25 protein-coding genes and 1 tRNA gene are annotated in these 25,386 nt (G+C 68.3%); 17 read left to right on the top strand and 9 right to left on the bottom strand.

Annotation, left to right across the window (positions count from 1 at the left end; all coding sequences use genetic code 11):
• Positions 1 to 76 precede the first annotated feature (76 nt).
• The 3 genes from RSA25_RS05135 to RSA25_RS05125 are packed head-to-tail and all read right to left on the bottom strand — an operon-like array spanning position 77 to position 2,709.
• A complete protein-coding gene (locus tag RSA25_RS05135) occupies positions 77 to 892 on the bottom strand; it encodes an amidohydrolase (protein ID WP_332807827.1) in 816 nt (271 codons plus the stop codon).
• 59 nt (positions 893 to 951) lie between these two features.
• Positions 952 to 1,545: a DUF4304 domain-containing protein gene (locus RSA25_RS05130; RefSeq protein WP_332807826.1), complete on the bottom strand. Its 594-nt coding sequence runs from the start codon at positions 1,543 to 1,545 to the stop codon at positions 952 to 954.
• A gap of 15 nt (positions 1,546 to 1,560) precedes the next feature.
• Complete coding sequence (locus tag RSA25_RS05125) at positions 1,561 to 2,709, bottom strand: pyridoxal phosphate-dependent aminotransferase (protein ID WP_332807825.1); 1,149 nt, start codon at positions 2,707 to 2,709, stop codon at positions 1,561 to 1,563.
• 98 nt (positions 2,710 to 2,807) lie between these two features.
• Between RSA25_RS05125 and ccmA the strand changes: the two genes are divergently transcribed.
• The 11 genes from ccmA to RSA25_RS05070 all read left to right on the top strand — a co-directional run bounded on the left by ccmA (position 2,808) and on the right by RSA25_RS05070 (position 11,462).
• Entirely contained in the window at positions 2,808 to 3,437 is a 630-nt protein-coding gene (gene ccmA, locus RSA25_RS05120) for a heme ABC exporter ATP-binding protein CcmA (RefSeq protein ID WP_332807824.1), read from the top strand.
• Positions 3,434 to 4,129 (top strand): heme exporter protein CcmB, encoded by a 696-nt coding sequence (gene ccmB, locus RSA25_RS05115; protein ID WP_332807823.1) that lies wholly within the window; start codon positions 3,434 to 3,436, stop codon positions 4,127 to 4,129. Before ccmA ends, ccmB begins: the two co-directional genes overlap by 4 nt.
• A gap of 96 nt (positions 4,130 to 4,225) precedes the next feature.
• Positions 4,226 to 5,002: a heme ABC transporter permease CcmC gene (gene ccmC, locus RSA25_RS05110; protein ID WP_332807822.1), complete on the top strand. Its 777-nt coding sequence runs from the start codon at positions 4,226 to 4,228 to the stop codon at positions 5,000 to 5,002.
• Positions 4,999 to 5,184, top strand: a complete 186-nt coding sequence (locus RSA25_RS05105) for a heme exporter protein CcmD (protein WP_332807821.1) — start codon at positions 4,999 to 5,001, stop codon at positions 5,182 to 5,184. Before ccmC ends, RSA25_RS05105 begins: the two co-directional genes overlap by 4 nt.
• Positions 5,181 to 5,642, top strand: a complete 462-nt coding sequence (ccmE, locus tag RSA25_RS05100) for a cytochrome c maturation protein CcmE (RefSeq protein WP_332807820.1) — start codon at positions 5,181 to 5,183, stop codon at positions 5,640 to 5,642. The genes RSA25_RS05105 and ccmE overlap by 4 nt, the downstream gene beginning before the upstream one ends.
• Positions 5,643 to 7,556, top strand: a complete 1,914-nt coding sequence (locus RSA25_RS05095) for a heme lyase CcmF/NrfE family subunit (RefSeq protein ID WP_332807819.1) — start codon at positions 5,643 to 5,645, stop codon at positions 7,554 to 7,556.
• 15 nt (positions 7,557 to 7,571) lie between these two features.
• Positions 7,572 to 8,183 (top strand): DsbE family thiol:disulfide interchange protein, encoded by a 612-nt coding sequence (locus tag RSA25_RS05090; protein WP_332807818.1) that lies wholly within the window; start codon positions 7,572 to 7,574, stop codon positions 8,181 to 8,183.
• A gap of 52 nt (positions 8,184 to 8,235) precedes the next feature.
• Positions 8,236 to 8,646, top strand: a complete 411-nt coding sequence (locus RSA25_RS05085) for a cytochrome c-type biogenesis protein (protein WP_332807840.1) — start codon at positions 8,236 to 8,238, stop codon at positions 8,644 to 8,646.
• A complete protein-coding gene (locus RSA25_RS05080; protein WP_332807839.1) occupies positions 8,640 to 9,671 on the top strand; it encodes a tetratricopeptide repeat protein in 1,032 nt (343 codons plus the stop codon). Before RSA25_RS05085 ends, RSA25_RS05080 begins: the two co-directional genes overlap by 7 nt.
• Before the next feature lie 67 nt (positions 9,672 to 9,738).
• Positions 9,739 to 10,851 carry a homoserine O-acetyltransferase gene (locus RSA25_RS05075; RefSeq protein WP_332807817.1) on the top strand — a complete coding sequence of 371 codons (1,113 nt, stop codon included), beginning with the start codon at positions 9,739 to 9,741 and terminating at the stop codon, positions 10,849 to 10,851.
• An 8-nt stretch (positions 10,852 to 10,859) separates the two neighbouring features.
• Positions 10,860 to 11,462 (top strand): cold shock and DUF1294 domain-containing protein, encoded by a 603-nt coding sequence (locus RSA25_RS05070; protein WP_332807816.1) that lies wholly within the window; start codon positions 10,860 to 10,862, stop codon positions 11,460 to 11,462.
• 581 nt (positions 11,463 to 12,043) lie between these two features.
• Here the strand turns inward: RSA25_RS05070 and RSA25_RS05065 are convergent.
• On the bottom strand, positions 12,044 to 13,009 hold the full coding sequence (locus tag RSA25_RS05065; RefSeq protein ID WP_332807815.1) for a hypothetical protein: 966 nt from the start codon (positions 13,007 to 13,009) through the stop codon (positions 12,044 to 12,046).
• Positions 13,010 to 13,621: 612 nt separating this feature from the next.
• On the opposite strand from RSA25_RS05065, the gene RSA25_RS05060 reads away from it, so the two are divergent.
• Entirely contained in the window at positions 13,622 to 14,284 is a 663-nt protein-coding gene (locus RSA25_RS05060; protein WP_332807814.1) for a hypothetical protein, read from the top strand.
• Between the two features lie 81 nt (positions 14,285 to 14,365).
• Here RSA25_RS05060 and RSA25_RS05055 read toward each other — a convergent pair whose 3' ends face one another.
• The 4 genes from RSA25_RS05055 to cydD all read right to left on the bottom strand — a co-directional run bounded on the left by RSA25_RS05055 (position 14,366) and on the right by cydD (position 19,027).
• Entirely contained in the window at positions 14,366 to 15,046 is a 681-nt protein-coding gene (locus RSA25_RS05055) for a hypothetical protein (protein WP_332807838.1), read from the bottom strand.
• 169 nt (positions 15,047 to 15,215) lie between these two features.
• Positions 15,216 to 15,485 (bottom strand): hypothetical protein, encoded by a 270-nt coding sequence (locus tag RSA25_RS05050; protein WP_332807813.1) that lies wholly within the window; start codon positions 15,483 to 15,485, stop codon positions 15,216 to 15,218.
• Positions 15,486 to 15,659: 174 nt separating this feature from the next.
• On the bottom strand, positions 15,660 to 17,342 hold the full coding sequence (cydC, locus tag RSA25_RS05045; protein ID WP_332807812.1) for a thiol reductant ABC exporter subunit CydC: 1,683 nt from the start codon (positions 17,340 to 17,342) through the stop codon (positions 15,660 to 15,662).
• Positions 17,339 to 19,027 carry a thiol reductant ABC exporter subunit CydD gene (gene cydD / locus RSA25_RS05040; RefSeq protein WP_332807837.1) on the bottom strand — a complete coding sequence of 563 codons (1,689 nt, stop codon included), beginning with the start codon at positions 19,025 to 19,027 and terminating at the stop codon, positions 17,339 to 17,341. The genes cydC and cydD overlap by 4 nt, the downstream gene beginning before the upstream one ends.
• Positions 19,028 to 19,299: 272 nt before the next feature.
• On the opposite strand from cydD, the gene RSA25_RS05035 reads away from it, so the two are divergent.
• From RSA25_RS05035 to RSA25_RS05015, 5 genes are all read left to right on the top strand, one after another.
• Complete coding sequence (locus RSA25_RS05035) at positions 19,300 to 20,883, top strand: cytochrome ubiquinol oxidase subunit I (protein ID WP_332807811.1); 1,584 nt, start codon at positions 19,300 to 19,302, stop codon at positions 20,881 to 20,883.
• 15 nt (positions 20,884 to 20,898) lie between these two features.
• Complete coding sequence (cydB, locus tag RSA25_RS05030) at positions 20,899 to 22,053, top strand: cytochrome d ubiquinol oxidase subunit II (RefSeq protein WP_332807810.1); 1,155 nt, start codon at positions 20,899 to 20,901, stop codon at positions 22,051 to 22,053.
• A 55-nt stretch (positions 22,054 to 22,108) separates the two neighbouring features.
• Complete coding sequence (gene cydX / locus RSA25_RS05025) at positions 22,109 to 22,222, top strand: cytochrome bd-I oxidase subunit CydX (protein WP_332807809.1); 114 nt, start codon at positions 22,109 to 22,111, stop codon at positions 22,220 to 22,222.
• A gap of 56 nt (positions 22,223 to 22,278) precedes the next feature.
• Positions 22,279 to 22,355 (top strand) — tRNA-Pro (locus RSA25_RS05020).
• A gap of 240 nt (positions 22,356 to 22,595) precedes the next feature.
• Positions 22,596 to 23,807 (top strand): MFS transporter, encoded by a 1,212-nt coding sequence (locus RSA25_RS05015; RefSeq protein ID WP_332807808.1) that lies wholly within the window; start codon positions 22,596 to 22,598, stop codon positions 23,805 to 23,807.
• Between the two features lie 253 nt (positions 23,808 to 24,060).
• Here the strand turns inward: RSA25_RS05015 and RSA25_RS05010 are convergent, their stop codons facing one another.
• Positions 24,061 to 25,323, bottom strand: coding sequence for a glutamate-5-semialdehyde dehydrogenase (locus RSA25_RS05010; RefSeq protein WP_332807807.1), 1,263 nt, complete (start codon positions 25,321 to 25,323; stop codon positions 24,061 to 24,063).
• Positions 25,324 to 25,386: the final 63 nt, after the last annotated feature.

Below are 25,386 nucleotides of genomic sequence, written 5' to 3'. Positions count from 1 at the left end.
GCAGTGGGAACGAGGCGAATCTAGCAGCGGGCGCGTGTGGCCTGGATGAGGCCACGCGCGCCCGTCAGGCCCGCGTTCAGGCAGCGTCGACCGGGCCGTCCAGGGTGAACGCATCGGCATCGAGCATCGCCGGGAAGCGGGCGCGGTGCGCGGCCAGTGCCGCCGCCGAGATCGTGGTGGTGACCACCTGCTCCACCTCGCGCACTTCCACCTGCGGCTGGCCGAGGAAATCGATCACCGCACTGTCGCCGGCGTAGTGCAGGTCGTTGCCGTCCACGCCCACGCGGTTGACCGCTGCCACGTAGCAGAGGTTTTCGATCGCACGTGCGCGCAGCAGCGTGCGCCACGGATACGCCCGCGCCGACGGCCAGTTGGCCACGAAGATCTGCAGGTCGAAATCCAGCTCGCCGGGGCGCTCCACGTCGAAGCGGTTGCGGCAGAACACCGGGAAACGCAGGTCGTAGCAGACCTGCGGATTGATCCGCCAGCCCTTCCATTCCACGCTCAGGCGATCGCTGCCGGCGGCATAGCGCAGGTGCTCGTTGCCGTAGCGGAACAGGTGCCGCTTGTCGTAGTGCTGCAGCTCACCGTCGGGCGTGGCCCAGAGCAGGCGGTTGTAGACGCCCTGTCCCACCCGCAGCTGCACGCTGCCGGTGACCGCCGCGCCCAGCCGCACGGCCTGCTCGCGGACCCAGGCCACGGTGGGGCCGTCCATGCCTTCAGCCTTGTCGATGGCCTCGTTGGAGAAGCCACTGGTGAAGGTTTCCGGCAGGATCACCAGGTCGGTCTGCCCGGCCAGCGGCGCCAGCAACGCGCCGTAATAGTCGCGGTTGCCGGCCGGGTCGTGCCAGCGGGTGTCGCCCTGGACCAGGGAGATGCGCAGGTCATTCATGTGGGTGGCATCGGGGGGAAGAAGGAGTTGCGTGCATTCTAGTACCGATCAAACGGAGATCACGGGCTTGGAGGCACCACGCGGCGCAGGTTCGCTCGCAACGACGATGCGACCGGCGGGCAGTCTCGCAGCCCTGCCTCGACCAGCTGAGTTGCCTGCTCCACCCGGCCCAGGTGCATTGCAATGCGGGCGTGGATGAGCAGATCGGGCGAGCGCATCGCGCTTGGGTCCAGGCTATCCAGGATCGACACGAAGCTGTCTGGATACGTCGCGAAAGTCTCGAAAAACGCCTTCCCGACGTGAGACCAGCGGGACACCAGGCCGGTCAGGGATTCCTTCGCCTGATCCGCCGATTCTCCATAAACCCAACCTCCTGACGGATCTGGGCTTTGAACGCGGAGTCGGAAAGCACAGGAGGCTTCATCCAGCTGATCTGGCGGGGCATCCTTCCCCCCCGGGACGGGGAGGAAGGAAAGGTGCGCGCCCAGGTTGAGATAGCAGCGACCTCCACTGCTGGACGCTTGGAAATTGACGACATGGACGAGCGGCCCGCTCACCCGTCGGAGCGAATTTCCCGACCCACGGAATCCCTCTCTCCGCAGGATCGGGAAAAAATCCTGCCTCAGAAGTTCAAAGAAAGCGGCACGGTCCATGTAGCCCCTTTGCGGTCACAGTGCCTGCAGGCGTTCGATCGCCGCGTCCAGCGTGGCTTCGTTCTTGGCAAAGCACAGCCGCACCAGCCGCTGGCCTGCCGGCGCGGTCTCGTAGAACGGCGACAGCGGGATCGCGGCCACGCCCTTCTCGATCGTCAGCCACTTCACGAATTCGTGGTCGGGCAGATCGCTGATGGCCGAATAGTCCACCAGCTGGAAGTAGCCGCCGGGCACCGGCAGCGCCTTCAGCCGGGTGCCGGCCAGCTGCTCACGGAAACGGTCGCGCTTGGCCTGGTAGAACGCGCCCAGTTCCAGATGGTGCGCCGGCTCGTCGCGGATCATCGCGGCGAACCCGTACTGGGCCGGGCCGAAGCTGGTGAAGGTGTTGTACTGGTGCACCTTGCGGAACTCGGCGCTCATCGCCGGCGGGGCGATCGCATAGCCGATCTTCCAGCCGGTGCAGTGGTAGGTCTTGCCGAAGCTGGAGATCACGAAGGCACGCTCGCGCAGCTCCGGGTAACGCAGCGCCGATTCATGCTGGCGGCCGTCGTAGATGATGTGCTCGTAGACCTCGTCGGAAATCAGGTAGATGCCGGTGCCGCGCAGGACGTCGGCCAGCGCCTGCATGTCCGCGGCGGTGAGCATCGCCCCGGAGGGGTTGTGCGGGGTGTTGACCATCAGCAGGCGGGTGCGCGGGGTGATCGCCGCGCGCACGCGGTCCCAATCCACCGCGAAGGTCTGCGGGTCCAGCGGCACGTGCACCGCGCGCGCGCCCGCCAGGTCGATGGCCGGCTCGTAGCAGTCGTAGGCCGGGTCCAGCACGATCACTTCCTCGCCCGGGCGCACCACCGCGTGGATGGCGTTGAAGATCGCCTCGGTGGCGCCGCTGGTCACGGTGATTTCCGTGTCCGGGTCGACCTGCGCGCCGTACAGGTCGCGCGACTTCTGCGCGATGGCCTGGCGCAGCGGCGCCACGCCGGTCATCGGCGGGTACTGGTTCAGGCCGCCCTGCATGGCCGCGATGGTTTCATCGATCAGGCGCTGCGGTGCGGCGAAGTCCGGAAAGCCCTGGCCCAGGTTCACGGCGCCGTGCTCGGCGGCCAGCTGGGACATCACGGTGAAAATGGTGGTGCCCACCTTGGGCAGCTTGGTCTGCGGTTGCATCGGCCGGAAAGAAGGAAGGGGGAAAGCCAAGTGTACGCAACACCGCCCCGCCCTGCCCCCGATACAATGGACGCCCTTACCGCCGCAAAGACCTGCCCTTGAACGCTCCTCCGTTGCTGGCCGCACAGGGCCTGGCCTTCAGTCGCAACGATGAACCGGTGTTTGGCCCGCTCGATTTCCACATCGACGCCGGCGAGGCGCTGCTGGTGCAGGGCGACAACGGCGCCGGCAAGACCACGCTGCTGCGCGTGCTGGCCGGCCTGCTGCGCGCCGATGCCGGGCAGGTGCAGATCGACGGCCGCCCGGCCGGGCACAAGGAGCGGTCGCAGTTCGTGGCCTACCTGAGCCACCTGCCCGCGCTGAAGGGCGACCTGGATACGCTGGAAAACCTGCATTTCCTGTGCGGCCTGCACGGGCGCCGGTCGCGGCAGATGCCGGGCAACGCGCTGGCCATCGTCGGCCTGGCCGGCTACGAGGACACCTTGGTGCGCCAGCTCTCGGCCGGGCAGAAACGGCGCCTGGCGCTGGCCCGGGTGTGGCTGTCGCCGGCCCCGCTGTGGCTGCTGGACGAGCCCTACGCCAACCTGGACCTGGAGGGCATCAACCTGGTCAACCGGATGATTTCCGCGCACCTGCGCGCCGGCGGTGCCGCCCTGGTCACCACCCATGGCGCCTACGCGGCCCCGCCGGTGCAGACCCGGCTGCTCAGCCTGGGAGCGGCGGCATGATCGCGCCGGGTACCGAGCCGGGCCTGTGGCAGACCGCCCGCGCCCTGGCCACGCGCGACCTGCGCCTGCTCTGGCGGCGGCGCGGCGATGCACTGCAGCCGCTGCTGTTTGCGGTGCTGGTGGTAGTGCTGTTCGCGCTGGCCCAGGGCCGCGAGCCGCAGCTGATGGGCCAGGTGGCCGCGGCCGTGTTGTGGCTAGCGGTGCTGCTGGCCGGCCAGCTGGCGCTGGACGCGCTGTTCCGCAGCGATGCCGAGGACGGCACGCTTGAACAATGGCTGCTGGCCCCGGTGCCGCTGGCCTGGCTGGTGCTGGTGCGGGTGCTGCTGCACTGGGCCACCACCGCCCTGCCGATGATCCTGGTGACCCCGCTGCTGGCGGAAATGCTGCATCTGCCACATGACCAACTACCGATCCTGCTGGCATCGTTGCTGCTGGGAACGCCGGTATTGAGCCTGATCGGCGGCGTGGTGGCCGCGCTGACCGTGGGCATCCGGCGCTCTGGTATTCTCGTGGCGTTGCTGGCGTTGCCGCTGTACGTACCGGTGCTGGTGTTCGGTGCAGGCAGCGTGGCGGCGGCCTCGCGCGGGCAGGACCCGGTCGCGGCGCTGCTGCTGCTGGGCGCCGGGCTGGTGGTGGCGCTGGTGCTTGCACCGTTGGCCACCGCCGCGGCGATCCGGATTTCGTTGAGTTGAGTCACCGTTCACCGCACCACCGTTTCGAGCGTCATCGTTCAACAAGCCGCTCCATGTCCGTTGAATCGTCGCCCTTCGTTGGATAGCTACCGCTGCATGCACACTATCGTCCGCTGGTTCCACCAACTCGCCTCGCCGCCCACCTTCGACCGCTTCGCCGCGCGCTGGTCGCGCGTGTTCTACGTGGCCGCGTTGCCGGTGCTGCTGCTCGGCATCTGGCAGGGGCTGTTCGTGGTGCCGGCCGAGCAGAGCCAGAACGACGCCTTCCGGATCATCTACATCCACGTGCCCAGCGCCTGGATGAGCCTGTTCGTGTTCGCGCTGATGGCCTTCTATTCGGTCATCGCGCTGGTCTGGCGGATCAAGATCTGCGAGATCCTGGCGATGGCCTGCGCCCCGATGGGCGCCGGCTTCACCCTGATCACCCTGCTCACCGGCAGCATCTGGGGCAAGGGCACCTGGGGCGGCTGGTGGGACTGGGACCCGCGCCTGACCAGTGAGCTGATCCTGCTGTTCCTGTACCTGGGCGTGATCGGCCTGTACCACGCCATCGAAGACCGCCGCAGCGCCGCGCGCGCGGCCGGCCTGCTGGCCATTGTCGGGGTCGGGCTGCTGCCGGTGATCCGCTATTCGGTGGACTGGTTCGGCGGCCTGCACCAGCGCCAGTCGGTCAATGTGTTCGGCACCAACGCGGTGCGGCCGGAACTGATCGCCCCGCTGTGGTGGATGGTGGTGGCCACCAAACTGTGGTTCGCCGGCTCGCTGCTGGCCAAGGCGCGCGCGGACAACCTTACCCGTGAAGCCGGCAAGGCCTGGGTCGGCGAGCGCTTCGGCGGCGTGGACGCGGCCGCCGGCGAGGAGCTGCCGCGATGACCCACGTGCCATTCCTGATCGCCGCCTACGCGGTCTTCGTGCTGGTCCTGGGCAGCGATGCGCTGGGCTCCTGGCTGCGCGTGCGGCGGGCACGGACGCAGGCACTGCGCCGCCAGCAGCGGCTGCAGGCCCGTACCCGGCCCCAGCCGCTGCCCGCGCTGGACACGGAGCTGGGCCGATGACCCCGGGCCAGCGCCGCCGCATGGTGTGGGTGCTGGTACTGCTGCTGGCCTCGGGCCTGGCCACCACGCTGGTGGCCTTCGCCCTGCAGCGCAATATCGCCTATCTCTATACGCCGGCCGAGGTGCTGCGCGGGGATGTGGACCCGCAGTCGCGGTTCCGGCTGGGCGGGATGGTGGTCAAGGGCTCCTTCCAGCGCGCCGAAGGCTCGCTGGAGGCGCACTTCGTGGTCACCGATGGCGATGCCACCCTGCCGGTGAGCACCTCGCGGATCCTGCCGGACATGTTCCGCGAAGGCACCGCCGTGGTCGCCATGGGCCGGCTGCAGGACGGTCGTTTCATCGCCGACGAAGTGCTGGCCAAGCACGACGAGAACTACATCCCCAAGGAAGTGGCCGACAAGATGGGCCAGGCACACACCAAGCATGACGTCCCGGTCGCCGCACCGGAGGCGCGCTGAGTGTTGCCCGAGCTGGGGCAGATCCTGCTGGTGTGCGCACTGCTGATGGCGGTGTTGCAGGCCGTGCTGCCGTTGTGGGGCGCCCAGCGTGGATACGAGACGTGGATGGCGGTGGCGCGCCCGGCGGCCTTCGCGCAGCTCGCGTTGCTGCTGGGGGCCTTCGGCGTGCTGACCGCCGCCTTCGTCAGCCAGGATTTCTCGGTGCGCTACGTGGCCGAAAATTCCAACTCGCTGCTGCCGCTGGCGTATCGCTATTCGGCGGTATGGGGCGCGCACGAAGGCTCGCTGCTGCTGTGGGCGCTGGTGCTGGCGCTGTGGAACGGCGCGGTCGCGCTGTGGTCGCGGCGCCTGCCGATGGAAGTGCTGGCGCGGGTGCTCGGCGTGCTGGGCATCATCGGCATCGGTTTCCTGGCGTTCCTGATCTTCACCTCCAATCCGTTCGCGCGGCTGCTGCCGGCGCCGCTGGAGGGCCATGACCTCAACCCGCTGCTGCAGGATCCCGGGCTGATCATCCACCCGCCGATGCTGTACCTGGGCTACGTCGGCTTCGCGGTGCCCTTTGCCTTTGCCATCGCCGCGCTGCTGGATGGCCGCGTGGATGCGCGCTGGCTGCGCTGGACGCGGCCGTGGACCAACGTGGCCTGGGGCTTTCTGACCCTGGGCATCGCCCTTGGCAGCTGGTGGGCCTACTACGAGCTGGGCTGGGGCGGCTGGTGGTTCTGGGATCCGGTGGAAAACGCCAGCTTCATGCCGTGGCTGGCCGGCGCGGCCCTGATCCACTCCCAGGCGGTGACCGAAAAACGCGGCAGCTTCGCCAGCTGGACGTTGCTGCTGGCCATCGCCGCGTTCGCGCTGTCGTTGCTGGGCACCTTCCTGGTCCGCTCGGGCGTGCTCACCAGCGTGCATTCCTTCGCTGCCGATCCTTCGCGCGGCACCTTCATCCTCATCTTCCTGGCGCTGGTGATCGGCGGGGCGCTGCTGCTGTATGCGCTGCGTGCCGGCGCGCTGGGTAGCGACGATCCGCGCCGCGGCTTCCTGGCCACCTCGCGCGAGACCCTGCTGCTGGCCAACAACCTGCTGCTGGCCGCCGCCTGCGCGATGGTGCTGCTGGGCACGCTGTACCCGCTGCTGGCCGACGCGCTGGGGCTGGGCAAGGTGTCGGTGGGCCCGCCCTACTTCGGCACCCTGTTCCTGCTGCTGATGGCCCCGCTGGTGGCGCTGCTGCCGTTTGGCCCGCTGGTCAACTGGCAGCGCGACCAGGCGTCGCGTGCGCTGGCAGTGCTGGCGCCGTGGGCGGCGCTGGCCCTGCTGCTGGGCGCCATCGCTTATTTCATGGCCCCGCAGGGCGCGCTCAAGACCGCCGCAGGCGTGACGGCGGCGGCGTGGGTGGCGTTGGGCACCGGCCGTTTCGTGTGGACCCGGCTGCGCGGCAATGGCCGCTTCACCGCGGAGATGGTGGGCATGCTGCTCGCCCACGGCGGGGTGGCGGTGTTCCTGGCCGGCGCGCTGCTGGTGGAAGCATTGAACGTGCAGCGCGAAGTGGCCCTCTCGCCCGGGCAGACGCTGGCGGTGGCCGGCTACCAGCTGCGCTTCGAGGGCGTGGATCACCAGCAGGGCCCCAACTACAACGCCGACCGCGGTCACGTGCAGGTGCTGCGCGACGGTCGCCCCCTGGCGCTGCTGCATCCGGAAAAGCGCGCGTATGCCAGTGGCGGCCAGGTCATGACCGAAGCCGGCATCCATGCCCGCCTCAACGGCGATGTGTACGTGGCATTGGGCGAGCCGCTGGGCAACAATGCCTGGGCGGTGCGCGTGCACGTCAAGCCCTTCGTCCGCTGGATCTGGCTGGGCGCGCTGCTGATGGCACTGGGCGGCTTTGTCACCGCCGCCGACCGCCGTTTCCGTCGTCCCTGAGTCCTGGAGTTGCCCGTGTCCGATCCGCGTCCCGCTTCCCGTCCGCTGCCGCCCGTGGCCATCGTCATCGGTGTGTTGTTCTTCTTCGGGCTGCTCGGGCTGATGATCTACGGGGTGATGAAATCCGGTGCCCCGGACCGCGACGTGCTGCCCTCGGCGCTGATCGGCAGGCCGGCCCCGGCGTTCACCCTGCCCGTGCTGCATGACCCCGCCCTCAAGGTAAGCAGCGCCGAACTGCGCGGCGCGCCCTACGTGCTCAATGTGTGGGGCAGCTGGTGCGCGGCGTGCCGCGAAGAACACCCGATCCTGACCCGCTTTGCCGAAACCAAGCGCGTGCGCGTGATCGGCTACAACTGGAAGGACGAACCGGCCGATGCGCTGCGCTGGCTGGAGCAGCTGGGCAACCCGTTCGTGCTGGTGCTGAGCGACATCGAAGGCCGCACTGCCATCGACTGGGGCGTGACCGCCGCGCCGGAGACCTTCCTGGTCGATGCCAGTGGCGTGGTCCGCTGGAAATACAGCGGCGCACTCAGCCAGCGGGTGATCGATACCCAGCTGATCCCGGAACTGCAGAAGGTGGAGCGCGCCAATGCCAACGCCCAGAACCGACTGCCCGCCGCGCCCTGAGCGCCGCCTGCGGCGGCCCGTCCGCCGGTGGCTCGGCAGCCTGCTGATGGCCATGCTGCTGATGCCCTGGCTGCTGTTTGCCCAGGCCGTGTCCGATCCCACGCCATTGCAGTTCCGCAGCCCGGCCGAGGAGGCACGCTTCCATGCGCTGGCCGCCGAGCTGCGCTGCGTGCAATGCCAGAACCAGTCGCTGGCCGACTCCAACGCGCAGATCGCCCATGACCTGCGCCGCGAAGTGCTCACCCTGATGCAGCAGGGCCGCGACGACACCCAGATCAAGCAGTTCCTGGTCGAGCGCTACGGCGACTTCGTGCTGTATCGCCCGGCCATGGACGCGCGCAACAGCGTGCTCTGGTTTGGCCCGGTGGTGCTGCTGGTGCTGGGTGCCGGCGTGCTGGCCTGGGTGGTGCGTCGGCGCAGCCGCCAGGTGCAGCTGATGGACGCCGGCGAGGAGCGCTGGTGAGCGTCGCCTGGCTGCCCTTCCTGGCCGCGCTGGCCGCCGCCGGCATCGGCCTGGCGGTGCTGTGGCCGCTGCGCACCGCCGCGCGGCGCGGCCCGTTGATGGCCATGGTGCTGGCGCTGGGCGTGTCCGGCTATGCGCTGTATGCGCTGGTGGGCACGCCGCAGGCCGCCTCGGTAGCGCCCGCCGCGCGCGAGCCGGCCACCCTGCAGGCCGGCGTGGCGCAGTTGCAGGAGGCGCTGGCGCGCGATCCGCAGCGCGCCGATGGCTGGGCCCTGCTCGGCCGCTCGCAGCAGGCGCTGGGCAACCTGGCCGAAGCCAACGCGGCCTATGCGCGCGCCCTGCAGCTGGCCCCGGACGAACCGGAGGTGTTGGTCGAAGCGGCGCAGGCACGCGCCCAGGCCGACCCGGCCAGGAGATTCGACGACACCGCGCTGCAATGGCTGCGGCATGCGCAGCAGCTCGCCCCCGGCAGCGAGCGTGCCGGCTGGTTGATCGGCATCGCCCAGCGCCAGCGCGGCCAGGACGCCGAGGCGGCCGCCACCTGGGAAGCCCTGCTGCCCCGGCTTGAACCCGGCGCAGCCACGGCACTGCGCGAGCAGATCGCCATCGCCCGCGACAAGGCCGGGCTGCCCGCCGCCGCCGCATCGCCGGCAACGGCCTCGGCCTCGCCTTCGCCTTCGCCTTCGCTGGTGGTCACGGTGAGCCTGGCGCCGGCGTTCGCCGCCCGGCAGCCATTGCCGGCCGGCGCCAGCGTCTTCGTCATCGCACGCGTGCCCGGTGGCCCGCCGATGCCGGTGGCCGTGGAAAAACACGCACTGGCCGACCTGCCGCTGCAGGTGACGCTGGACGACGCCGACAGCCCGATGCCCACCCAGCCGCTGTCGGCGCTGCAGGAGGTGGAGGTGTTCGCGCGCGTGTCCGCCTCCGGCCAGGCCAACCGCCAGGCCGGCGACATCGATTCCCCCGTGGTGCGGGTGCGGCTGCCGCATGCGCAACCGGTGCCGCTGGTGATCGGCGGCCCGTGACGCGCCGTGCGATGCAGCGTGCCGTGGCTGGCACGGCGCATTCCCCGGACCCGGCTAAACTGGCCGCATGACTGAATTCATTCCCCCCGGCACCCGCTACCACGCCCTGCCCTCGCCGTTCCCGTTCAAGCGCGGCGGCGAGCTGATCGGCGGGCACGTCGCCTATGAAACCTGGGGCACGCTGGATGCCGACGCCGGCAACGCGATCCTGATCGTCACCGGGCTCTCGCCCGATGCGCACGCTGCCGCCAACGCCGACAATCCGGCCGCCGGCTGGTGGGAAGGCATGCTCGGCCCGGGCAAGGCCATCGACACCGGGCGCTGGTTCGTGATCTGCGTGAACTCGCTGGGCAGCTGCAAGGGCTCCACCGGCCCGGCCACGATCGATCCGGCTACCGGCGCGCTGTACCGCCTGCAGTTCCCCGAACTGTCCATCGAAGACGGTGCGCGCGCGGCGGTCGAGGTGGTCCGCGCACTGGGCATCACCCGGCTGGCCTGCGTGATCGGCAACTCGATGGGCGGCATGACCGCGCTGGCGCTGTTGCTGCTGCACCCGGGCATCGCGCGCAGTCACATCAACATCTCCGGCAGCGCGCAGGCCCTGCCGTTCTCCATCGCGATCCGCTCGCTGCAGCGCGAGGCGATCCGTCTGGACCCGAAGTGGGACGGCGGGCGCTACAGCGAAGCCAGCTACCCCGAATCGGGCATGCGCATGGCGCGCAAGCTGGGCGTGATCACCTATCGCTCCGCGCTGGAATGGGATGGCCGCTTCGGCCGCGTGCGGCTGGATTCGGACCAGGCCGACGATGATCCGTTCGGCCTGGAGTTCCAGGTGGAAAGCTACCTGGAAGGCCATGCGCGGCGCTTCGTGCGCTTCTTCGACCCCAACTGCTACCTCTACCTGAGCCGCTCGATGGACTGGTTCGACCTGGCCGAATACGCCGACGGCGACGTGCTGGCCGGGCTGGCCAAGATCCGCGTGGACAAGGCGCTGGCCATCGGCGCCAACACCGACATCCTGTTCCCGGTGCAGCAGCAACAGCAGATCGCCGACGGCCTGCGCGCCGGCGGTGCGGACGCGCGGTTCATCGGCCTGGATTCGCCGCAGGGCCACGATGCGTTCCTGGTCGACTTTGCGCGGTTTGGGCCGGCGGTGGGCGAGTTCCTTTCCACGCTCTAGGGACAGCCATGCGACTGCAGGGAAAGCTCAGTGAGTGGGACGACGCACGCGGCTTCGGCTTCGTACAGCCCCATGGTGGGGGTGAGCGTTGCTTCGTGCATATCCGTGCATTTGCGGCCCGTGACCGGCGGCCGGTGCTTGGCGACGTTGTGACGTATGCGGTCGAACGCGATGCGCAGGGACGCTGGAACGCGGTCCAGGTGCGCTTTGCGCTGCAGCGCGGCGGCACGCGCAACACGCCCGCTGGCGAGCGGAAGGAACGCGGCAGTTTCCCCCGCAAGTCCATCGCACTGCTGTTCCTTGTGGGGCTAGCCGCTCTGACGGCCTGGAAGCACTGGCCGATGTGGCTGCCTGCAACGTATCTGGCGGCGAGCGCAGTGGCCTTCCTGTTCTACCGGCACGACAAGAAGGCTGCGCAGGACGGCCGTCAACGTACCGCCGAGAAAACCCTGCAACTGCTTGCCTTGATCGGGGGCTGGCCGGGCGCCCTGGTCGCGCAATCGGTGCTGCGCCACAAGAATCGCAAAGCCTCGTTCCAAGCGATGTTCTGGGGGGTGGTGGTGGTCAACGTCGGCGCGCTGGCCTGGCTGCTGCAACATGTTCCCCGGTAGAGGCGTCAGGCAGGAGGGTCGCGCACAGAGCGCCGCAGCGGCCTGTGGATCCACAACAGAATCCATCGCGTCGGCGCGAGCAGCCTGACAGGGTTGCCCTCGCCTGAATGGCGAGGGCTTTGGAGACCGAGAACTTCAAGCACTTTCGTCGGGCGCATTGTCACGGCGTCTTGTTGGCTGCCCGCACTAAGCGAAAAATGCAGTGCGTTCGCCGTCGGCGCGAGTGCCCGCATGCCTCCCACGCAGGGTACAAAGGGACACAAGTCCGGACCGCCTGCGCATTTCTTGCTAAATCGGGCTCAAGGATAGGAGAACTCCCGCCGCGCATGAAATCCACGCCGCCGTGAGGAGGAGCATCGTCCTGGCCTTGGTGGGAAACGCCGGGCAACGCCTGACGCGGACCCGATAACGCATGATCAGGGCAATGAAAATCAGCGATGGCAATATGTAAGGCCACATGAAGGCGCCCTGCGTGCCCCGGCCGATCGACAGGCCAACCTGCATCCAAACGCCCGCAGAAAGTACCAGCACCAAAAACGCGCGAAAGAGTATTCCGTTTCCCTGCATTTGTCCGAATTATCCTAAGGGCTCAGAGAGAAAATCTGACATAGAACGCCTGATGGCGTGTACGAGCAGGCAACTCGATAGCCTACATAAACAGGAGGGCCACCGGCCCCGCCGACCCATCTCACTCCCAGTTGGTCAAGGTGGTGGATCATATCCCCACCAGATGCCACGCCAGCGGGCGTAGCAGGAAAATCGTAGTTCTGCTGCCCCTTTTCGTCATTTGCCACATCCTTCTGAGCATCAGGGATGACGTTGCCGACTGCATCCCGTGCCGAACCCGGGACGTACTTGTAGGCACGGTCGGCGAAGGAGTAGCTAACGATAATGTACGAGCCATCGGGAAATTGAAGTTGGTTCTTCACGATGAACGGCGTAGGAAGCTTGGTGACGTTCACTGCCTGGGTGAACGCAGATAGGAAGACCCGGACCGCTTCATACGTGTAGCCAGCCGGCCCCAAATTTGCGTTGGTAAAAGTGTTGTGGATTGCTTGTTCCCGCAGCGTCGGGGTAGTGACAGCATCCATCGCATTCATTGGATAGGAATTCTTGGCGCTGGCGGAATCGCCTTTCACGTTCAGCACTGCGACTGGCGAGCCTGTATCCCCAAACGTCAGAGCAAGGTCCAGCGCCTGTGGGATCCCATCAACGACAATCGAGCCACCATTGGCGTCGTGCAACTGCAGCCCGTCGTTGAACATCGCCTGTTCCTCTCCACTCAACAACACTTCCTTGACGCTGAGTCCGGCAGCCGGACCCAGTGAAGACCTGATCGGCACGCCAGTCCCCGTCACCTTCATGTGATGCATGCGACGTCCGGTGAAATCCCAAAAATAGTAGTCTCCAGCCCCCCCTTCCCTGGCAATGCTTTGGCGTTTACCCAGATTGCAGTCATTGCACTCGAAAGACTCGACAGCCTTTGCGGAGAACGAAGTTGAAACCATGTAAACGCCTACGATCAATCCAACAAGCACTAGACGCATCAGAAAGTCCTTTCTTGGCTTAGGTAGTCCATTCCATTTGCGGCGTACGAATGGCAGCACGTCTGACGAGAAGCGATGTCCCTCAAGATGGGAGCGTCATCAACGTCGGAGACCCGAGGCTGAAGGAAAGCATTCACCTCTGCTTCTGAGTCAACATCCATCCCATCACAGACGGGTGCCAAGTTGAGGAGCCGCTCGACGCCTTATCGCCGGGATCGCACGAATAATCAGACAATTACGTCAAACCATTCCTTCCGGCTGGATCCCCCTGATTATTCGCAGCACGCGTTTGATAGCTACATTCAATCCTCCCCCGTGCCGCATCTGCCCCTTCATGCGCACGCCCCACACATCGCGTGCGCCGTGGAACGTCTCGATATCGCCCCGGCATTGGTCACGCGCCGACAGGATGCAGTGCCGAGTTGCAGCGCGGGCCTGTATGGGGCGTTTACCCACGGGAACACGTTGCAATGGGCACAGCTGCTCATTCGCTGGTCGCGATACGATAGAGGCAAGCAATGCGCCACGCGGTCATCCCTAGCGAGCGTTCCCGCCCCCTCGCTCGACTCGAGCGCCGCATCGTTTCGATCACAACCTCTCAGGAACAATGGAATGTCTACACACACCGATGCACGTGCACTGCTGACCCGGCTGCCTGCCGGCGCGACCCGGGAACTGGCCCTGCAGCTGCTTTCGATCAGCGACGACTGGACGATCCTGTCGGCATTCAACGGCGCAACGGCCACGGCATGGCGGCCGAGCGCGCCCTTCGTCGTGGTCGATGGCGATCTGGAGGTGGACGGCAACATCGTGGTCGCCACCGGCCAGCACGATCAGGGCGCGCTGATCGTGCTGGGCGATCTGCGCTGCCGCCAGGTGATCATCGGCCATGACCAGCACCTGCTGGTCAGCGGCGACCTGGTCGCCAGCGAGGCCGTTATTGCCGAACTGGCCGACAGCACCACGTATGTGGGCGGCGCGGTGCAGACCGATACGCTGCTGTCCGGGCGCGGCGCCTGGCTGTCGCTGGCGTCCGCCGAGGGCTTCCAGGCACGGCATTGCTCGGGCTATGTGATGGTCAACGATGCGCCCCTCACGCCCGCCGCGCCGGCCTCGACCGTGGCCCGCCTGGTGGATGAGGTGCTGGACCGCGAGGAGTGGGACGCGATGGAGGACGACGAGCGCGAAGGGGAAGACATCGACGACCTGATCATGCTCGACGAAGCGGCCGCGCTGCACCATGTGGCGGCAGGCCGGCGCCTGTTGCGGGGCTGATCCGCGTCAGCGCGTGCGCTCGCACGTGCCCGGACCCACGCCCGCTGCCGTCCAGGCGCGGGCGGCGGCAAACCGGGCCGATTACTTCTGCGCGGAGCGCGCGCTCTTGCCTTCGGCGTCCTGCGCGGTCGCGCGGCTCTTGGCGAATTCCGGGAAGGTCTCGGCAATCGAGGCCTTGTCCGGCAACACGTAGAACACGCCACCGCGTTCGAAGGTGGAATGGACGATGCGCTCGTAGAATTCGTCGGACACGTTGATGCAGCCGTGGGTGACGCGGTTGTCATCCGGCGTCGCGGAGGCAAGCCGCTCGGCGCGCTTCTCGGCCGGGGTGCCGGGCGGCGTGGGGTGGATGGACACAGCGGACTCGTAGTCCATCCACAGCACGCGTCCGGCGTCGATCGAGGGGCCGTAGCCGCCCACGAAACGCCCTGCCGGGGTGGTGCGGTCGCGGCCGGGAATCGCGCGGAGCGCAAGGCCGGCCACGCCGGGCGCGGAATGATCGCCGGTGGCCGAGCCGAACAAGGCGGGTGCGGCGCCACGCAGGCGGCCATCGCCGCCAAACACCAGGATCTGGGCCGCGGCCTTGTCCATGATCGCGAAGGGATAGCCCTGGCTGTCCTTGCTGGCCACGACCCAGCCGGCCAGTTCAATCACGGTATTGGATACTTCCTGGCCGGGCGGCAGCTCATCGACGGCGGCCGCTTTCTGCGGATCGGCGTCCTTGGCACTGGCCGCGCCGGTGCCGGCCAGCGCCAGCGCGATGGCCAGCGCGGCACTGACGGCGCGGAAGGCAGGGGATGCGTAAGTACGGATAGGACGATTCCTCGGTACGAAGCCTGTGTCTGCAGGCATTACCGGCTGAACGAAACCGGTGGCCGGTAACGGCCACCGGTCGTCAAACCAAAACGGTGTTGCCACGGCTCAGAAGCGATCAGCCGCGCGGCTTGCGGCGGGGTGCCTGTTCCAGCTGCTGGACGCGGCCTTCAATCTGATCCAGGCGCTGGTTGGCCTGCTGGGCGGACTGGTTGGCCGATTCTGCGCTCTGGGCCGCGCCCTGGACCTTCACGTCGAGCTGGTCGAGGCGTGAGTTGATCGTGGCGAATTCGTCTTTGTAGGTGGCACAGGAGCTGAGGCCCACGGTGGCGACAATCGCCACACCGAGCGTACGGGCCATCGTCATTTGCTGCTTGGTCAGGAACATTGCACTCCCTCCTTTCTTCTGGGGAACCCGGAATATAGCGGGGTTTTGCCCAGCCTCCGGAAAGGCTTTCAGTTGCAGTTGGGGGACGTGGAAGGGGTGTGAAAAAACGGTCCCCGCGTGCAGATCGTTGGCCGGAAGGCGGCGCAACTGCGTTACCGGGGCCGGTTGCGCCCCTCAGGACATGGCGTCATCCAGGCGCCCGTCACGCAAGCGGAGATGGCGATGCACGATGCCGTCGGGCAGCACGTCATGGGTGATCATCACCAGGCTGCGCGGCCCCAACGCGGCCACCAGGTCATGCAGCAGCGCATGCGCGGTATCCACGTCCAGGCCTTCGGTGGGCTCATCCAGCAGCAGGATCGGTGCCTGCCGCAACAGCGCGCGTGCCAGTGCCAGGCGGCGTGCCTGGCCAGCCGACATCGTGGCGCCGTTTTCGCCCACCCACGCGTCGAGCCCGCCGACCTGCGTGGCCCACTCCTGCAGCCGCACATCGGCCAGCACCGACCACAGCTGCGCCTCGCTGGCCTGCGGATCGCCGAGGCGCAGGTTGTCGGCGATGCTGCCGGCAAACACCGGCGCGTTCTGCGGCAACCAGGCGATCTGGCGGTGCCATCGGGCCTGCTCGAACTGGCGGATGTCGATGCCGCCGTAACGCACGTAGCCGCTGGCCGGGTCCCACAGGCGCAGCAGCAGCGAGGACAGCGTGGTCTTGCCGCAGCCGCTGTCGCCGCCGATGGCGATGCGCTCGCCGGGCCGCAACTGCAGGTGCACCCCGTCCAGCAGCCGACGGGCCTGGCCGGGCCACTGGAACACCCCATGCTCCACGGCGAGCGTGGCCGCCTCCAGCGGCACCGGTACCGGGTGCGCCGGCTCCGCCACGCCCGGTGCCTGGTCCACGATCTGCTCCAGGCGCTGCGCGGCCACCCGGCCGGACAACCAGGCCTGCCAGGCCAGGCCGATGCCCGCCCACAGCTCCAGCAGCGCCACGGTGAGGAACACCAGCGCGGCCGCCATCGCCGCGTCGATCGCCCCGGTCTGGAACGCATGCAGGGCCAGCCAAAGCATCGACACCAGGCCCACCGCCGCACACAGACCGTGCACGGCATTGCCGCCGATCAGGCGCAGGCGCCGGCGTCGGTCGCGTGATTTCAGCTGCTTGGCCGCCACCAGCACGCGCAGGTTCCAGTGCTCGCGCGCCTGCAGGGCGGTCAGGTCGGCGGCGCCGTCCAGGCCCTCGAAGGACTGCGCGCGCAACTGCGAGCGGTGCAGCGCGCGATCGGCTTCCTGCCCGGCCGCACCACGCACGGTGAGCCACGGCACACCGACGCCGATCACCAGTGCCAGCACGGCCAGCACGGCCGCCGCCGGGGGATGGATCACCGCGGCCGAGGCCACCGCCACCAGCGAGATGCCGCCCAGCGCCAGCAGCGGGCCGATCGCCCGCACCAGCAGGCCGTCCACCTCACCGATGTCCGACAGCAACCGGGTCAGCAACTCACCGGTACGCACGCCGGCCAGGCGTGCCGGTGCCAGCGGCAGCGCGCGCCGGAAGAACCACACGCGCAGGTCGCGGGCGATGCGCAGGGTGACATCGTGGCCGACCAGTTTTTCGAAGTAGCGCGAGGCGATGCGGGCCATGGTCAGCCCGCGGATGCCGGCCGAGGGCGAGAAGAAATTGAAGCCGCTGCCCAACCCGGCCGCACCGGCCAGCGCGGCGGCGGTCAGGAAGCCGCCGGACAGCCCCAGCAGCGCCGTGCCGGCCAGCATGGTGGTCCACAGCAGGATCACCGTGAGCAGCAGGCGGCCACGGTGGCGGCGGAACACGCTGCGCAGCGCATCGCGTGGAACGGCGCTCATGCCGTCACCTGCGCATGCGCGGCCACGCCGGTTGGGGTGAGGGTCAGACGGGTATCGGCCCAGCGCATCGCGGCCTCGCTGTGGGTGGCAATGACCACGCTGCGGCCCCGCGCGAAGGCGGCCAGGGTGCGCAGCAGGTCGGCCTCGGTATCGGCATCGAGGAAGGCGGTGGGTTCATCGAGCAGCAGCAACTGCGGGTCGCGCAGCAGCAATCGCGCCAGCCCGATGCGTCGTGCCTCGCCACCGGACAGGCCGAAGCCACGCTCGCCGATCACGGTGTCCAGCCCATCGGGCAGCGCGGCGGCAAAACGCATCACCTGCGCGGCCTCGGCCACCGCGCGCAGCCGTGCGTCGGTGGCCCCCGGATCGGCCAGGCGCAGGTTGTCGGCAATGCTGCCGTGGAACAGGTGCGGGCGCTGCCCCGCATACCCCACTTCCAGGCCCGGGCGCAGCACGATGCTGCCCGACTGCGGCGGCAGCCAACCGGCCAGCGCCTCCAGCAGCGTGCTCTTGCCGCTGCCGCTGGGGCCCACCAGCGCCAGCCGCTGGCCGGCCTCCAACTGGAAGGAAAGCGTCTGGATCACATCGTGCTGCGCGCCCAGCGGGCGCAGCACCAGGTCGCGGACGATCACCGGCGGGGCGTGCTGCTCCAACAGTTCCGGCGCACGCAGCGGCGCGGCCAGGCTCTCCGGCGCGGCCGCAGCCTCGGGGAGTTCGCCGAGCAGGCGCTCCACCTCGGCCGCCGCAGCCAGCGCGTTGGCGCGGTCGTGGTAATGCGCGGCCAGGCGGCGCAGTGGCGCATAGAATTCCGGGGCCAGCAGCAGGCAGAACATGCCCACGCCCAGCGTCGGCACCTGCGCATGCAGGGCCATCAGCCCCAGGTAGCTCAGGCCGAGGTAAAGGGCCACCATGGCCACGCTCACCGAGGCAAAAAACTCCAGCACGGTCGAGGACAGGAACGCGATCCGCAGCACTTTCATGGTGCGCTCGCGCACGCCTTCGGCGGCGGCGGCCACGCCATCGAGCTCTGCCTCGCCGCGCCCATACAGGCGCAGCAGGCCCAGGCCCTTGATCCGGTCGGCGAAGTGGCCGCTCATCCGCGCCAGCTCACCCAGCTGGGCGCGCCCGGCCGCTTCGGCGCCCCACCCGACCAGCATCATGAAGAACGGCACCAGCGGCGCGGTGAACACCAGGATCAGCGCCACCACCCAGTCGGTCCAGGCCACGGCCAGGGCAATCAGCAGCGGCACCACCACCACTTCGATCCGCACCGGCTGGTAGCCAGCGTAATAATTCTCGATCGCATCGGCATGGGTGAGCATCAGCTCGCCCAGCTCGCCGCTGCGGCGCTGCCGCATCCACAGCGGCCCCTGCCCCAGCAGCCGCCGGTAGACCCGTTCACGCAATGCCAGCCGGGCCGCATCGGCCACGTCGCCGGCCGCCAGCGCGGTCAGGCTGCCCAGCCCGGCACGCACCACCAGCACCGCCAGCAGGCCCAGCAGCACCGGCGTGGCCTCGGCCAGCGGCCGCTGCGCCACCAGCACCGCCTGGATCAGCCGGGCGATGGCCGCCGCCTGCACGATCAGCAGCGCACCGGAGGCGCAGATACACAGCGCCGCCAGCCGCTGCCGCCCGCGTGCCGCCTGCCCCAGCCCGCCCAGCCAATGCAGCCGGCGGCGGCGCAACGCGGCGGTCTCAACAACGGAAGCGTCGGGGGGTATGCTCAAGACAGTTCACTGGCGGCCACAAGGATGTTCCCGTCGATTGTAGGGGGTGCCGGGATGCCCCCCATGCGGCAAGCGGTCGCAGTGTGCCCCCCGATGGCATACGATTCCCCGGAAAGACCGCGTGTACATTGATCTGAATCAAGGCTGTTTGAAGTTGCTGGTCACAGAATTCACTCCGTAGACCCCCTTCCCGCCACCTGATACGGCATAACCCACGAGGTAGCCAGGCCATGATCGATCAGACAGTCGTAGAACTGTCACGGCTGCAATTCGCCCTGACCGCGATGTACCACTTCCTATTCGTCCCGCTCACCCTTGGCCTGTCCTTCATGGTGGCCATCATGGAGAGCGTGTACGTCATGACCCGCAAACAGGTCTGGCGGCAGATGACCCTGTTCTGGGGCACGTTGTTCGGCATCAACTTCGCCATCGGCGTGGCCACCGGCCTGGTGATGGAATTCCAGTTCGGCATGAACTGGTCCTACTACAGCCACTACGTGGGCGATATCTTCGGCGCGCCGCTGGCCATCGAGGGGCTGATGGCCTTCTTCCTGGAAGCCACGCTGATCGGCCTGTTCTTCTTTGGCTGGAAGCGCCTGACCCCGGTGAAGCATCTGGCCGTGACCTGGTTCATGGCGCTCGGCACCAACCTGTCGGCGGTGTGGATCCTGATCGCCAACGGCTGGATGCAGAACCCGACCGGCGCGGTGTTCAACCCGGAAACCATGCGCATGGAAGTGGTGGACTTCGCCGCAGTGCTGTTCAACCCGGTGGCGCAGGCCAAGTTCGTGCACACCGTGAGCGCCGGCTATGTGACCGGTGCGGTGTTTGTCATGTCCATCAGCGCGCTGTACCTGCTGCGTGGCAAGTTCAAGGACATGGCCCGCCGCTCCTTCGCGGTGGCCGCGGCCTTCGGCCTGCTGTCCTCGCTGTCGGTGGTGGTGCTTGGTGACGAGAGCGGGTATGCCGCCAGCGAACACCAGAAGATGAAGCTGGCCGCGATCGAGGCGATGTGGGAAACCGAGCGCGCCCCGGCCGATTTCACCGCCTTCGGCATCCCCAACCAGACCACCCACACCAACGACTACGCGATCAAGATTCCCTACCTGATGGGCCTGATCGCCACCCGGTCGCTGGACCAGCCGATCCCGGGCATCCTGGAACTGGTGGACCGCGCCGAGCACCGCATCCGCGGTGGCCAGCTGGCCTACGGTGCGCTGGAGCGGGTGAAGAAGGACAAGAACGATCTGGAAGCCCGCGAGATGTTCGACCGCCACTGGCAGGATCTGGGCCATGGCCTGCTGCTGAAGCGGTATCGCGAGGACATCCTCAACGCCACCCCGGAGGAAATTTCCAAGGCGGCCATGGATACCGTGCCGCGCGTGGCCCCGCTGTTCTGGACCTTCCGCATCATGGCCGGGCTGGGCTTCTACCTGATCGCCTTCTTCGCCCTGGCCTTCTACTTCTCCTGCCGCCACAACTTCCAGGACAAGCGCTGGTTCCTCAAGCTGGCCGTGTGGTCGCTGCCGGCGCCGTGGATTGCGATCGAGTGCGGCTGGTTCGTGGCCGAGTACGGTCGCCAGCCGTGGGCCGTGGATGGCGTGCTGCCCACCTTCTATGCGGCCTCGGGCCTGGCGCTGCATGAAATCCTGACCACCCTGGCGGTATTCACCGCGTTGTACACGGTGCTGCTGGTGATCGAGGTCAAGCTGATGCTCAAGGCGATCCGCAAGGGCCCGGAGGAAATCCTGCCCACGCTGCAGGCCGACATCCGCCCCGTATCCCCCATTGCCGCCGCCCCCGGCCAAGCCTGAGGCAGGAGAATCCAGATGGAATTCATTGCACTTGATTACACCACGCTCCGCGTGATCTGGTGGCTGCTGCTCGGCATCCTGCTGGTCGGCTGGGCGGTCATGGACGGTTTCGACCTCGGCGTCGGCACCCTGCTGCCGTTCGTGGCCCGCACCGACGAAGAACGCCGGCTGGTGATCAACACCGTCGGCCCGGTCTGGGAAGGCAACCAGGTTTGGCTGGTGCTCGGCGGCGGGGCGATCTTCGCCGCGTGGCCGCCGCTGTACGCGGTCAGCTTCTCCGGCTTCTACCTGGCGGTGTTTGTGATGCTGTTCGGGCTGATCCTGCGCCCGGTCGGTTTCAAGTACCGCAGCAAGATGCCGTCCAAGCGCTGGCGCGACAACTGGGACCGGGTGCTGTTCGTGGGCGGCCTGCTGCCGGGCCTGATCGCCGGTGTCGCCGTGGGCAACGTGCTGGTCGGCGTGCCGTTCCACTTCGATGACACCCTGCGGGTGACCTACACCGGTTCGTTCTTCGGCCTGCTCAACCCGTTCGCGCTGCTGGCCGGCCTGGTCAGCGTGGCCATGCTGATCTCCCACGGTGCGGCGATGCTGGTGATCAAGACCGACGGCCCGGTGGCCGAACGTTCGGCGCGCTACGGCAGCGTCGCGGCCATCGTGAGCTGCGTGCTGTTCGCCGCGGCCGGTGCCTGGGTGGCCTTCGGCCTGCCCGGCTACCAGATCACCTCGCAGGTGGTCACCGACGGCCCGACCAACCCGCTGCTCAAGACCGCGGCCCTGGGCACTGCCGCCGGCGGCTGGCTGCGCAACTACGCCAGCATGCCGGCCACCGTGGTGTTCCCGATCATCGGCCTGCTGGGTGCCCTGGCCAGCGCGGTGCTGCTGCGCGCCCGTCGCGGCGGCCTGGCCTTCATCGCCTCGGGGGCGTCCATCGCCGGCATCATCCTCACCGTCGGCTTTGCGATCTTCCCGTTCCTGCTGCCCTCCTCCAGCCAGCCCGGCTCCAGCCTGACCGTCTGGGACAGCTCCTCCAGCCACCTCACGTTGTGGATCATGCTCATCGCCACGGCCATCTTCCTGCCGATCGTCCTGGCCTACACCACGTGGGTGTACCGGGTCATGAAGGGCAAGACGACCGCCGAGGAAATGGGCGACAACCCCAACGCGTATTGATCCCCCGGGCGCCGGCCCCGCGCCGGCGCCTCCCCCCGCATCAAGGAGATTGACCATGTGGTATTTCGCCTGGATCCTCGGCGCCGGCCTCGCCTCGGTGGTGGCCATCCTCAACGGCATGTGGTTCGAAGCCCGCGAGAGCAGCCGGCTGGACAACGAACAGCGCTGAAACTGTAAAAAAGAGTTGCCGATACGGCCTTCACACCGTATTCTTGGCGGCTCCTTCGGGGTGTAGCTCAGTCTGGTAGAGCGCTACGTTCGGGACGTAGAGGTCGCAGGTTCGAATCCTGTCTCCCCGACCACTTGATGGTCACATTGAAGCCTGGAAGACACATGTCCTCCGGGCTTTTTTGTGTCCGCAACCGCGATGCACAAGCCACAACGCGTTCATGCACCGCAGGTACAATGCCCGGCTTCGGGATGCGCGCGCCCTGCCCCATCCCTGCCATTGAATCCACGTGGCCACCGGCTTCGCGCCGGCGGCGGCGTTTCCGCACATCCGGCCCCCACCGTGATCGCGCCACCTGCTCGAGATCCACGCCATGACCTCACCCGCCTCCCCTGCCACGCCGCTGCTTCGCGGCCGCGTGCTGGCCTTCGCCGCGATCCTGCTGGCCGCGCTCAACCTGCGCACCGCGGTCACCTCGGTCACGCCGCTGCTGGACCTGCTGGGCACCACCTTCGGCTTTGGCACCACCATGACCGGCGTGCTGGGGATGCTGCCCACCGCCTCGTTCGCGTTGTTCGGCGTCACCACGCCGATGGTGGCCCGCCGCATCGGGCTGGAGCGCACCGCGCTGCTGGCGATGGGCCTGGCCACGGTGGGCCTGCTGCTGCGCTCGATGGCCGGCGGCATCGGCAGCCTGCTGTTCGGCTCGATCGTGGCGCTGGCGGGCATGGGCATCGGCAACGTGGTGGTGCCGCCGCTGGTGAAGCGCTACTTCGCCAACCGCGTGGGCACGGTCAGCACGCTGTACATCACGGTGCTGCAGGTGGGCACGATGATGCCGGCGCTGCTGGCGGTGCCGCTGGCCGAATCGGCCGGCTGGCGCGTGTCGCTGGGGATCTGGTCGATCCTGGCGCTGGCGGCCGCGCTGCCGTGGATGATGCTGGCCCGCCGCCGGCCGCACCCGGACCCGCTGGACACCGCCGCCGATCCGGCTGCACAGCCGCACGGCAAGGTGTGGCGCACGCCGCTGGGCTGGGGCATGACGCTGATGTTCGGCATGACCTCGTTGATGACCTATTCGATGTTCACCTGGCTGCCGCGGATCGTGGTGGAAGCCGGGGCGACGCCAGCCTTCGGCGGCATCATGGTGGCGGTGTTTGCCGCCTGCGGCCTGCTGCCGTCGCTGACCATGCCGGCCCTGGCCGTGCGCCTGCGCAACCCCTTCGCGCTGGTGCTGATCGGCTTCAGCGCGTTCCTGATCGCCTTTGCGGGGCTGCTGTTCGCGCCGATGAAGGCGCCGCTGCTGTGGGCGGTGCTGCTGGGCATCGGTCCGTCCACCTTCCCGCTGGCACTGACCCTGATCAACCTGCGGACGCGCACCCCGGCCGGCTCGGCGGCGCTGTCCGGCTTCATGCAGGGCGTGGGCTATGCCTTCAGCTGCCTGGGGCCGTTCCTGTTCGGCTGGCTGCATGCGATCAGCGGCGCGTGGTACCTGCCCTTCGGGTTCCTGGTGTGCTGCGCGCTGGTGCTGCTGACCGCCTCGTGGGTGGCGTGCAAGCCGCAGAAGCTGGAAGACCAGTGGTAATGCCGCGACGGTAGTGCCGGCCGCTGGCCGGCAGCGGGTCACCCCGACGCATAGGTTGTGCCGGCCGCGGGGCGGGCGCGCGGTCGGGGGGGTGTTGGGGTGGCGGGCCCCGGCCGGGGCCGGGCACGGGTGCGGGGGGGAAGGGGAGGACCGGCCCCGGGCCCGCCCCTACCGGGTGGGTCGGTTGGCTGGGTTGCCGGCCAGCGGCCGGCACTACCTGGTGGGGCATTTTTGCAGCGGCCGGCAGGGCCGGTCATGCGCGGGTCTGGCCTTCGCCGCGCACGACGAAGCGCTCGACGGTGAGGGCTTCCAGGCCCATCGGGCCGTAGGCGTGCAGGCGCGTGGTGGAGATGCCGATCTCCGCGCCGAGGCCGAGCTCGCCGCCGTCGGAGAAACGCGAGGACGCGTTGACCATCACCACCGCCGAACGCAGCGCGTGCACGAAGCGCTCGGCGGCCTGCGCGTCCTCGGTGGCGATCACCTCGGTGTGGTCCGAGCTGTACTGCTGGATGTGCGCCAGCGCATGGTCCAGGTCGTCCACCACCGCGACGGCGATGACCAGGTCCAGGTATTCGGCGGCGTAGTCCTCGTCAGTGGCCGCGCCGGCATCGGGCATCCAGCGGCGGGCCCGTGCATCGGCGCGCACCGCCACGGCGCGCGCGCCCAGCGCCTCGGCGGCCATCGGCAGGAAGGCCTCGGCGATGTCGGCGTGCACCAGCAACGTCTCCAGCGAATTGCAGGCCGACGGGCGGCTGCACTTGCCGTCCACCAGCAACGCGAGCGCTCGCTGCAGATGGGCGGCGCGGTCCACGTACAGGTGGCACACGCCCTTGTAGTGCTTGATCACCGGCACGCGCGCGTGCTCGGCGACGAAGCGGATCAGGCCTTCGCCGCCGCGCGGGATGGCCAGGTCGACCAGGTCGTTGAGCTGCAGCAGCTCCAGCATCGTCTCGCGGCGCAGGTCTTCCACCAGCGTGAGCGCGGCATCGGCCACGCCGGCCGCGCGCAGCGCGCGCTTGAGCGAGGCGGCGATGGCGGTGTTGGAGTGGATGGCTTCCGAGCCGCCGCGGAGGATCACGCCGTTGCCGGCCTTGATGCACAGTGCCGCGGCATCGGCGGTGACGTTCGGGCGGGCCTCGTAGATCATGGCGATCACGCCCAGCGGCACGCGCACCTTCTGCACGCGGATGCCATTGGGGCGCACGTCGTCACGGGTGACGCCGCCGACCGGATCGGGCAGCGCGGCCACCTCGCGCAGCGCGGCGGCGATGCCGTCCAGGCGTGCGGGGTTCAGTGCCAGACGGTCGAGCATGGCGGTGCCGGTGCCTTTCTCGCGCGCGGCGGACACGTCACGCGCGTTGGCCGCCAGGATGAGCGCCGCATCGGCCGCCAGCGCGTCTGCCATGGCCTCCAGCAACGCGGCCTTGGCGCTGGACGTCAGCTGCGCCAGCTGCTGCGCCGCGTGGCGGCAGGCCAGCGCCTGGGCGCGGATATCGGTGGGGGGGCTGGCAACCATCTCACTGTCCTCTCAAGTGCAGGGTAGCGCCACGCCATGCGTGGCTGCGGTATCTCGAACGGG

Source organism: Stenotrophomonas sp., assembly GCF_036662295.1.
Classification (GTDB): domain Bacteria; phylum Pseudomonadota; class Gammaproteobacteria; order Xanthomonadales; family Xanthomonadaceae; genus Stenotrophomonas.
This window is presented reverse-complemented; position numbering and strand designations above follow the sequence as displayed.

Bases quoted from the DNA above. Each gene is read 5' to 3' on its own strand.
- RSA25_RS05010 (WP_332807807.1), bottom strand. From the start codon at position 25,323: ATGGTTGCCAGCCCCCCCACCGATATCCGCGCCCAGGCGCTGGCCTGC.
- RSA25_RS05125 (WP_332807825.1), bottom strand. From the start codon at position 2,709: ATGCAACCGCAGACCAAGCTGCCCAAGGTGGGCACCACCATTTTCACC.
- RSA25_RS05135 (WP_332807827.1), bottom strand. From the start codon at position 892: ATGAATGACCTGCGCATCTCCCTGGTCCAGGGCGACACCCGCTGGCAC.
- cydX (WP_332807809.1), top strand. From the start codon at position 22,109: ATGTGGTATTTCGCCTGGATCCTCGGCGCCGGCCTCGCCTCGGTGGTG.
- RSA25_RS05035 (WP_332807811.1), top strand. From the start codon at position 19,300: ATGATCGATCAGACAGTCGTAGAACTGTCACGGCTGCAATTCGCCCTG.
- RSA25_RS05050 (WP_332807813.1), bottom strand. From the start codon at position 15,485: ATGTTCCTGACCAAGCAGCAAATGACGATGGCCCGTACGCTCGGTGTG.
- RSA25_RS05105 (WP_332807821.1), top strand. From the start codon at position 4,999: ATGACCCACGTGCCATTCCTGATCGCCGCCTACGCGGTCTTCGTGCTG.
- cydB (WP_332807810.1), top strand. From the start codon at position 20,899: ATGGAATTCATTGCACTTGATTACACCACGCTCCGCGTGATCTGGTGG.
- ccmC (WP_332807822.1), top strand. From the start codon at position 4,226: ATGCACACTATCGTCCGCTGGTTCCACCAACTCGCCTCGCCGCCCACC.
- ccmB (WP_332807823.1), top strand. From the start codon at position 3,434: ATGATCGCGCCGGGTACCGAGCCGGGCCTGTGGCAGACCGCCCGCGCC.
- RSA25_RS05070 (WP_332807816.1), top strand. From the start codon at position 10,860: ATGCGACTGCAGGGAAAGCTCAGTGAGTGGGACGACGCACGCGGCTTC.
- RSA25_RS05075 (WP_332807817.1), top strand. From the start codon at position 9,739: ATGACTGAATTCATTCCCCCCGGCACCCGCTACCACGCCCTGCCCTCG.
- RSA25_RS05065 (WP_332807815.1), bottom strand. From the start codon at position 13,009: ATGCGTCTAGTGCTTGTTGGATTGATCGTAGGCGTTTACATGGTTTCA.
- RSA25_RS05085 (WP_332807840.1), top strand. From the start codon at position 8,236: ATGCTGCTGATGCCCTGGCTGCTGTTTGCCCAGGCCGTGTCCGATCCC.
- RSA25_RS05015 (WP_332807808.1), top strand. From the start codon at position 22,596: ATGACCTCACCCGCCTCCCCTGCCACGCCGCTGCTTCGCGGCCGCGTG.
- ccmE (WP_332807820.1), top strand. From the start codon at position 5,181: ATGACCCCGGGCCAGCGCCGCCGCATGGTGTGGGTGCTGGTACTGCTG.
- cydC (WP_332807812.1), bottom strand. From the start codon at position 17,342: ATGAGCGCCGTTCCACGCGATGCGCTGCGCAGCGTGTTCCGCCGCCAC.
- RSA25_RS05060 (WP_332807814.1), top strand. From the start codon at position 13,622: ATGTCTACACACACCGATGCACGTGCACTGCTGACCCGGCTGCCTGCC.
- RSA25_RS05130 (WP_332807826.1), bottom strand. From the start codon at position 1,545: ATGGACCGTGCCGCTTTCTTTGAACTTCTGAGGCAGGATTTTTTCCCG.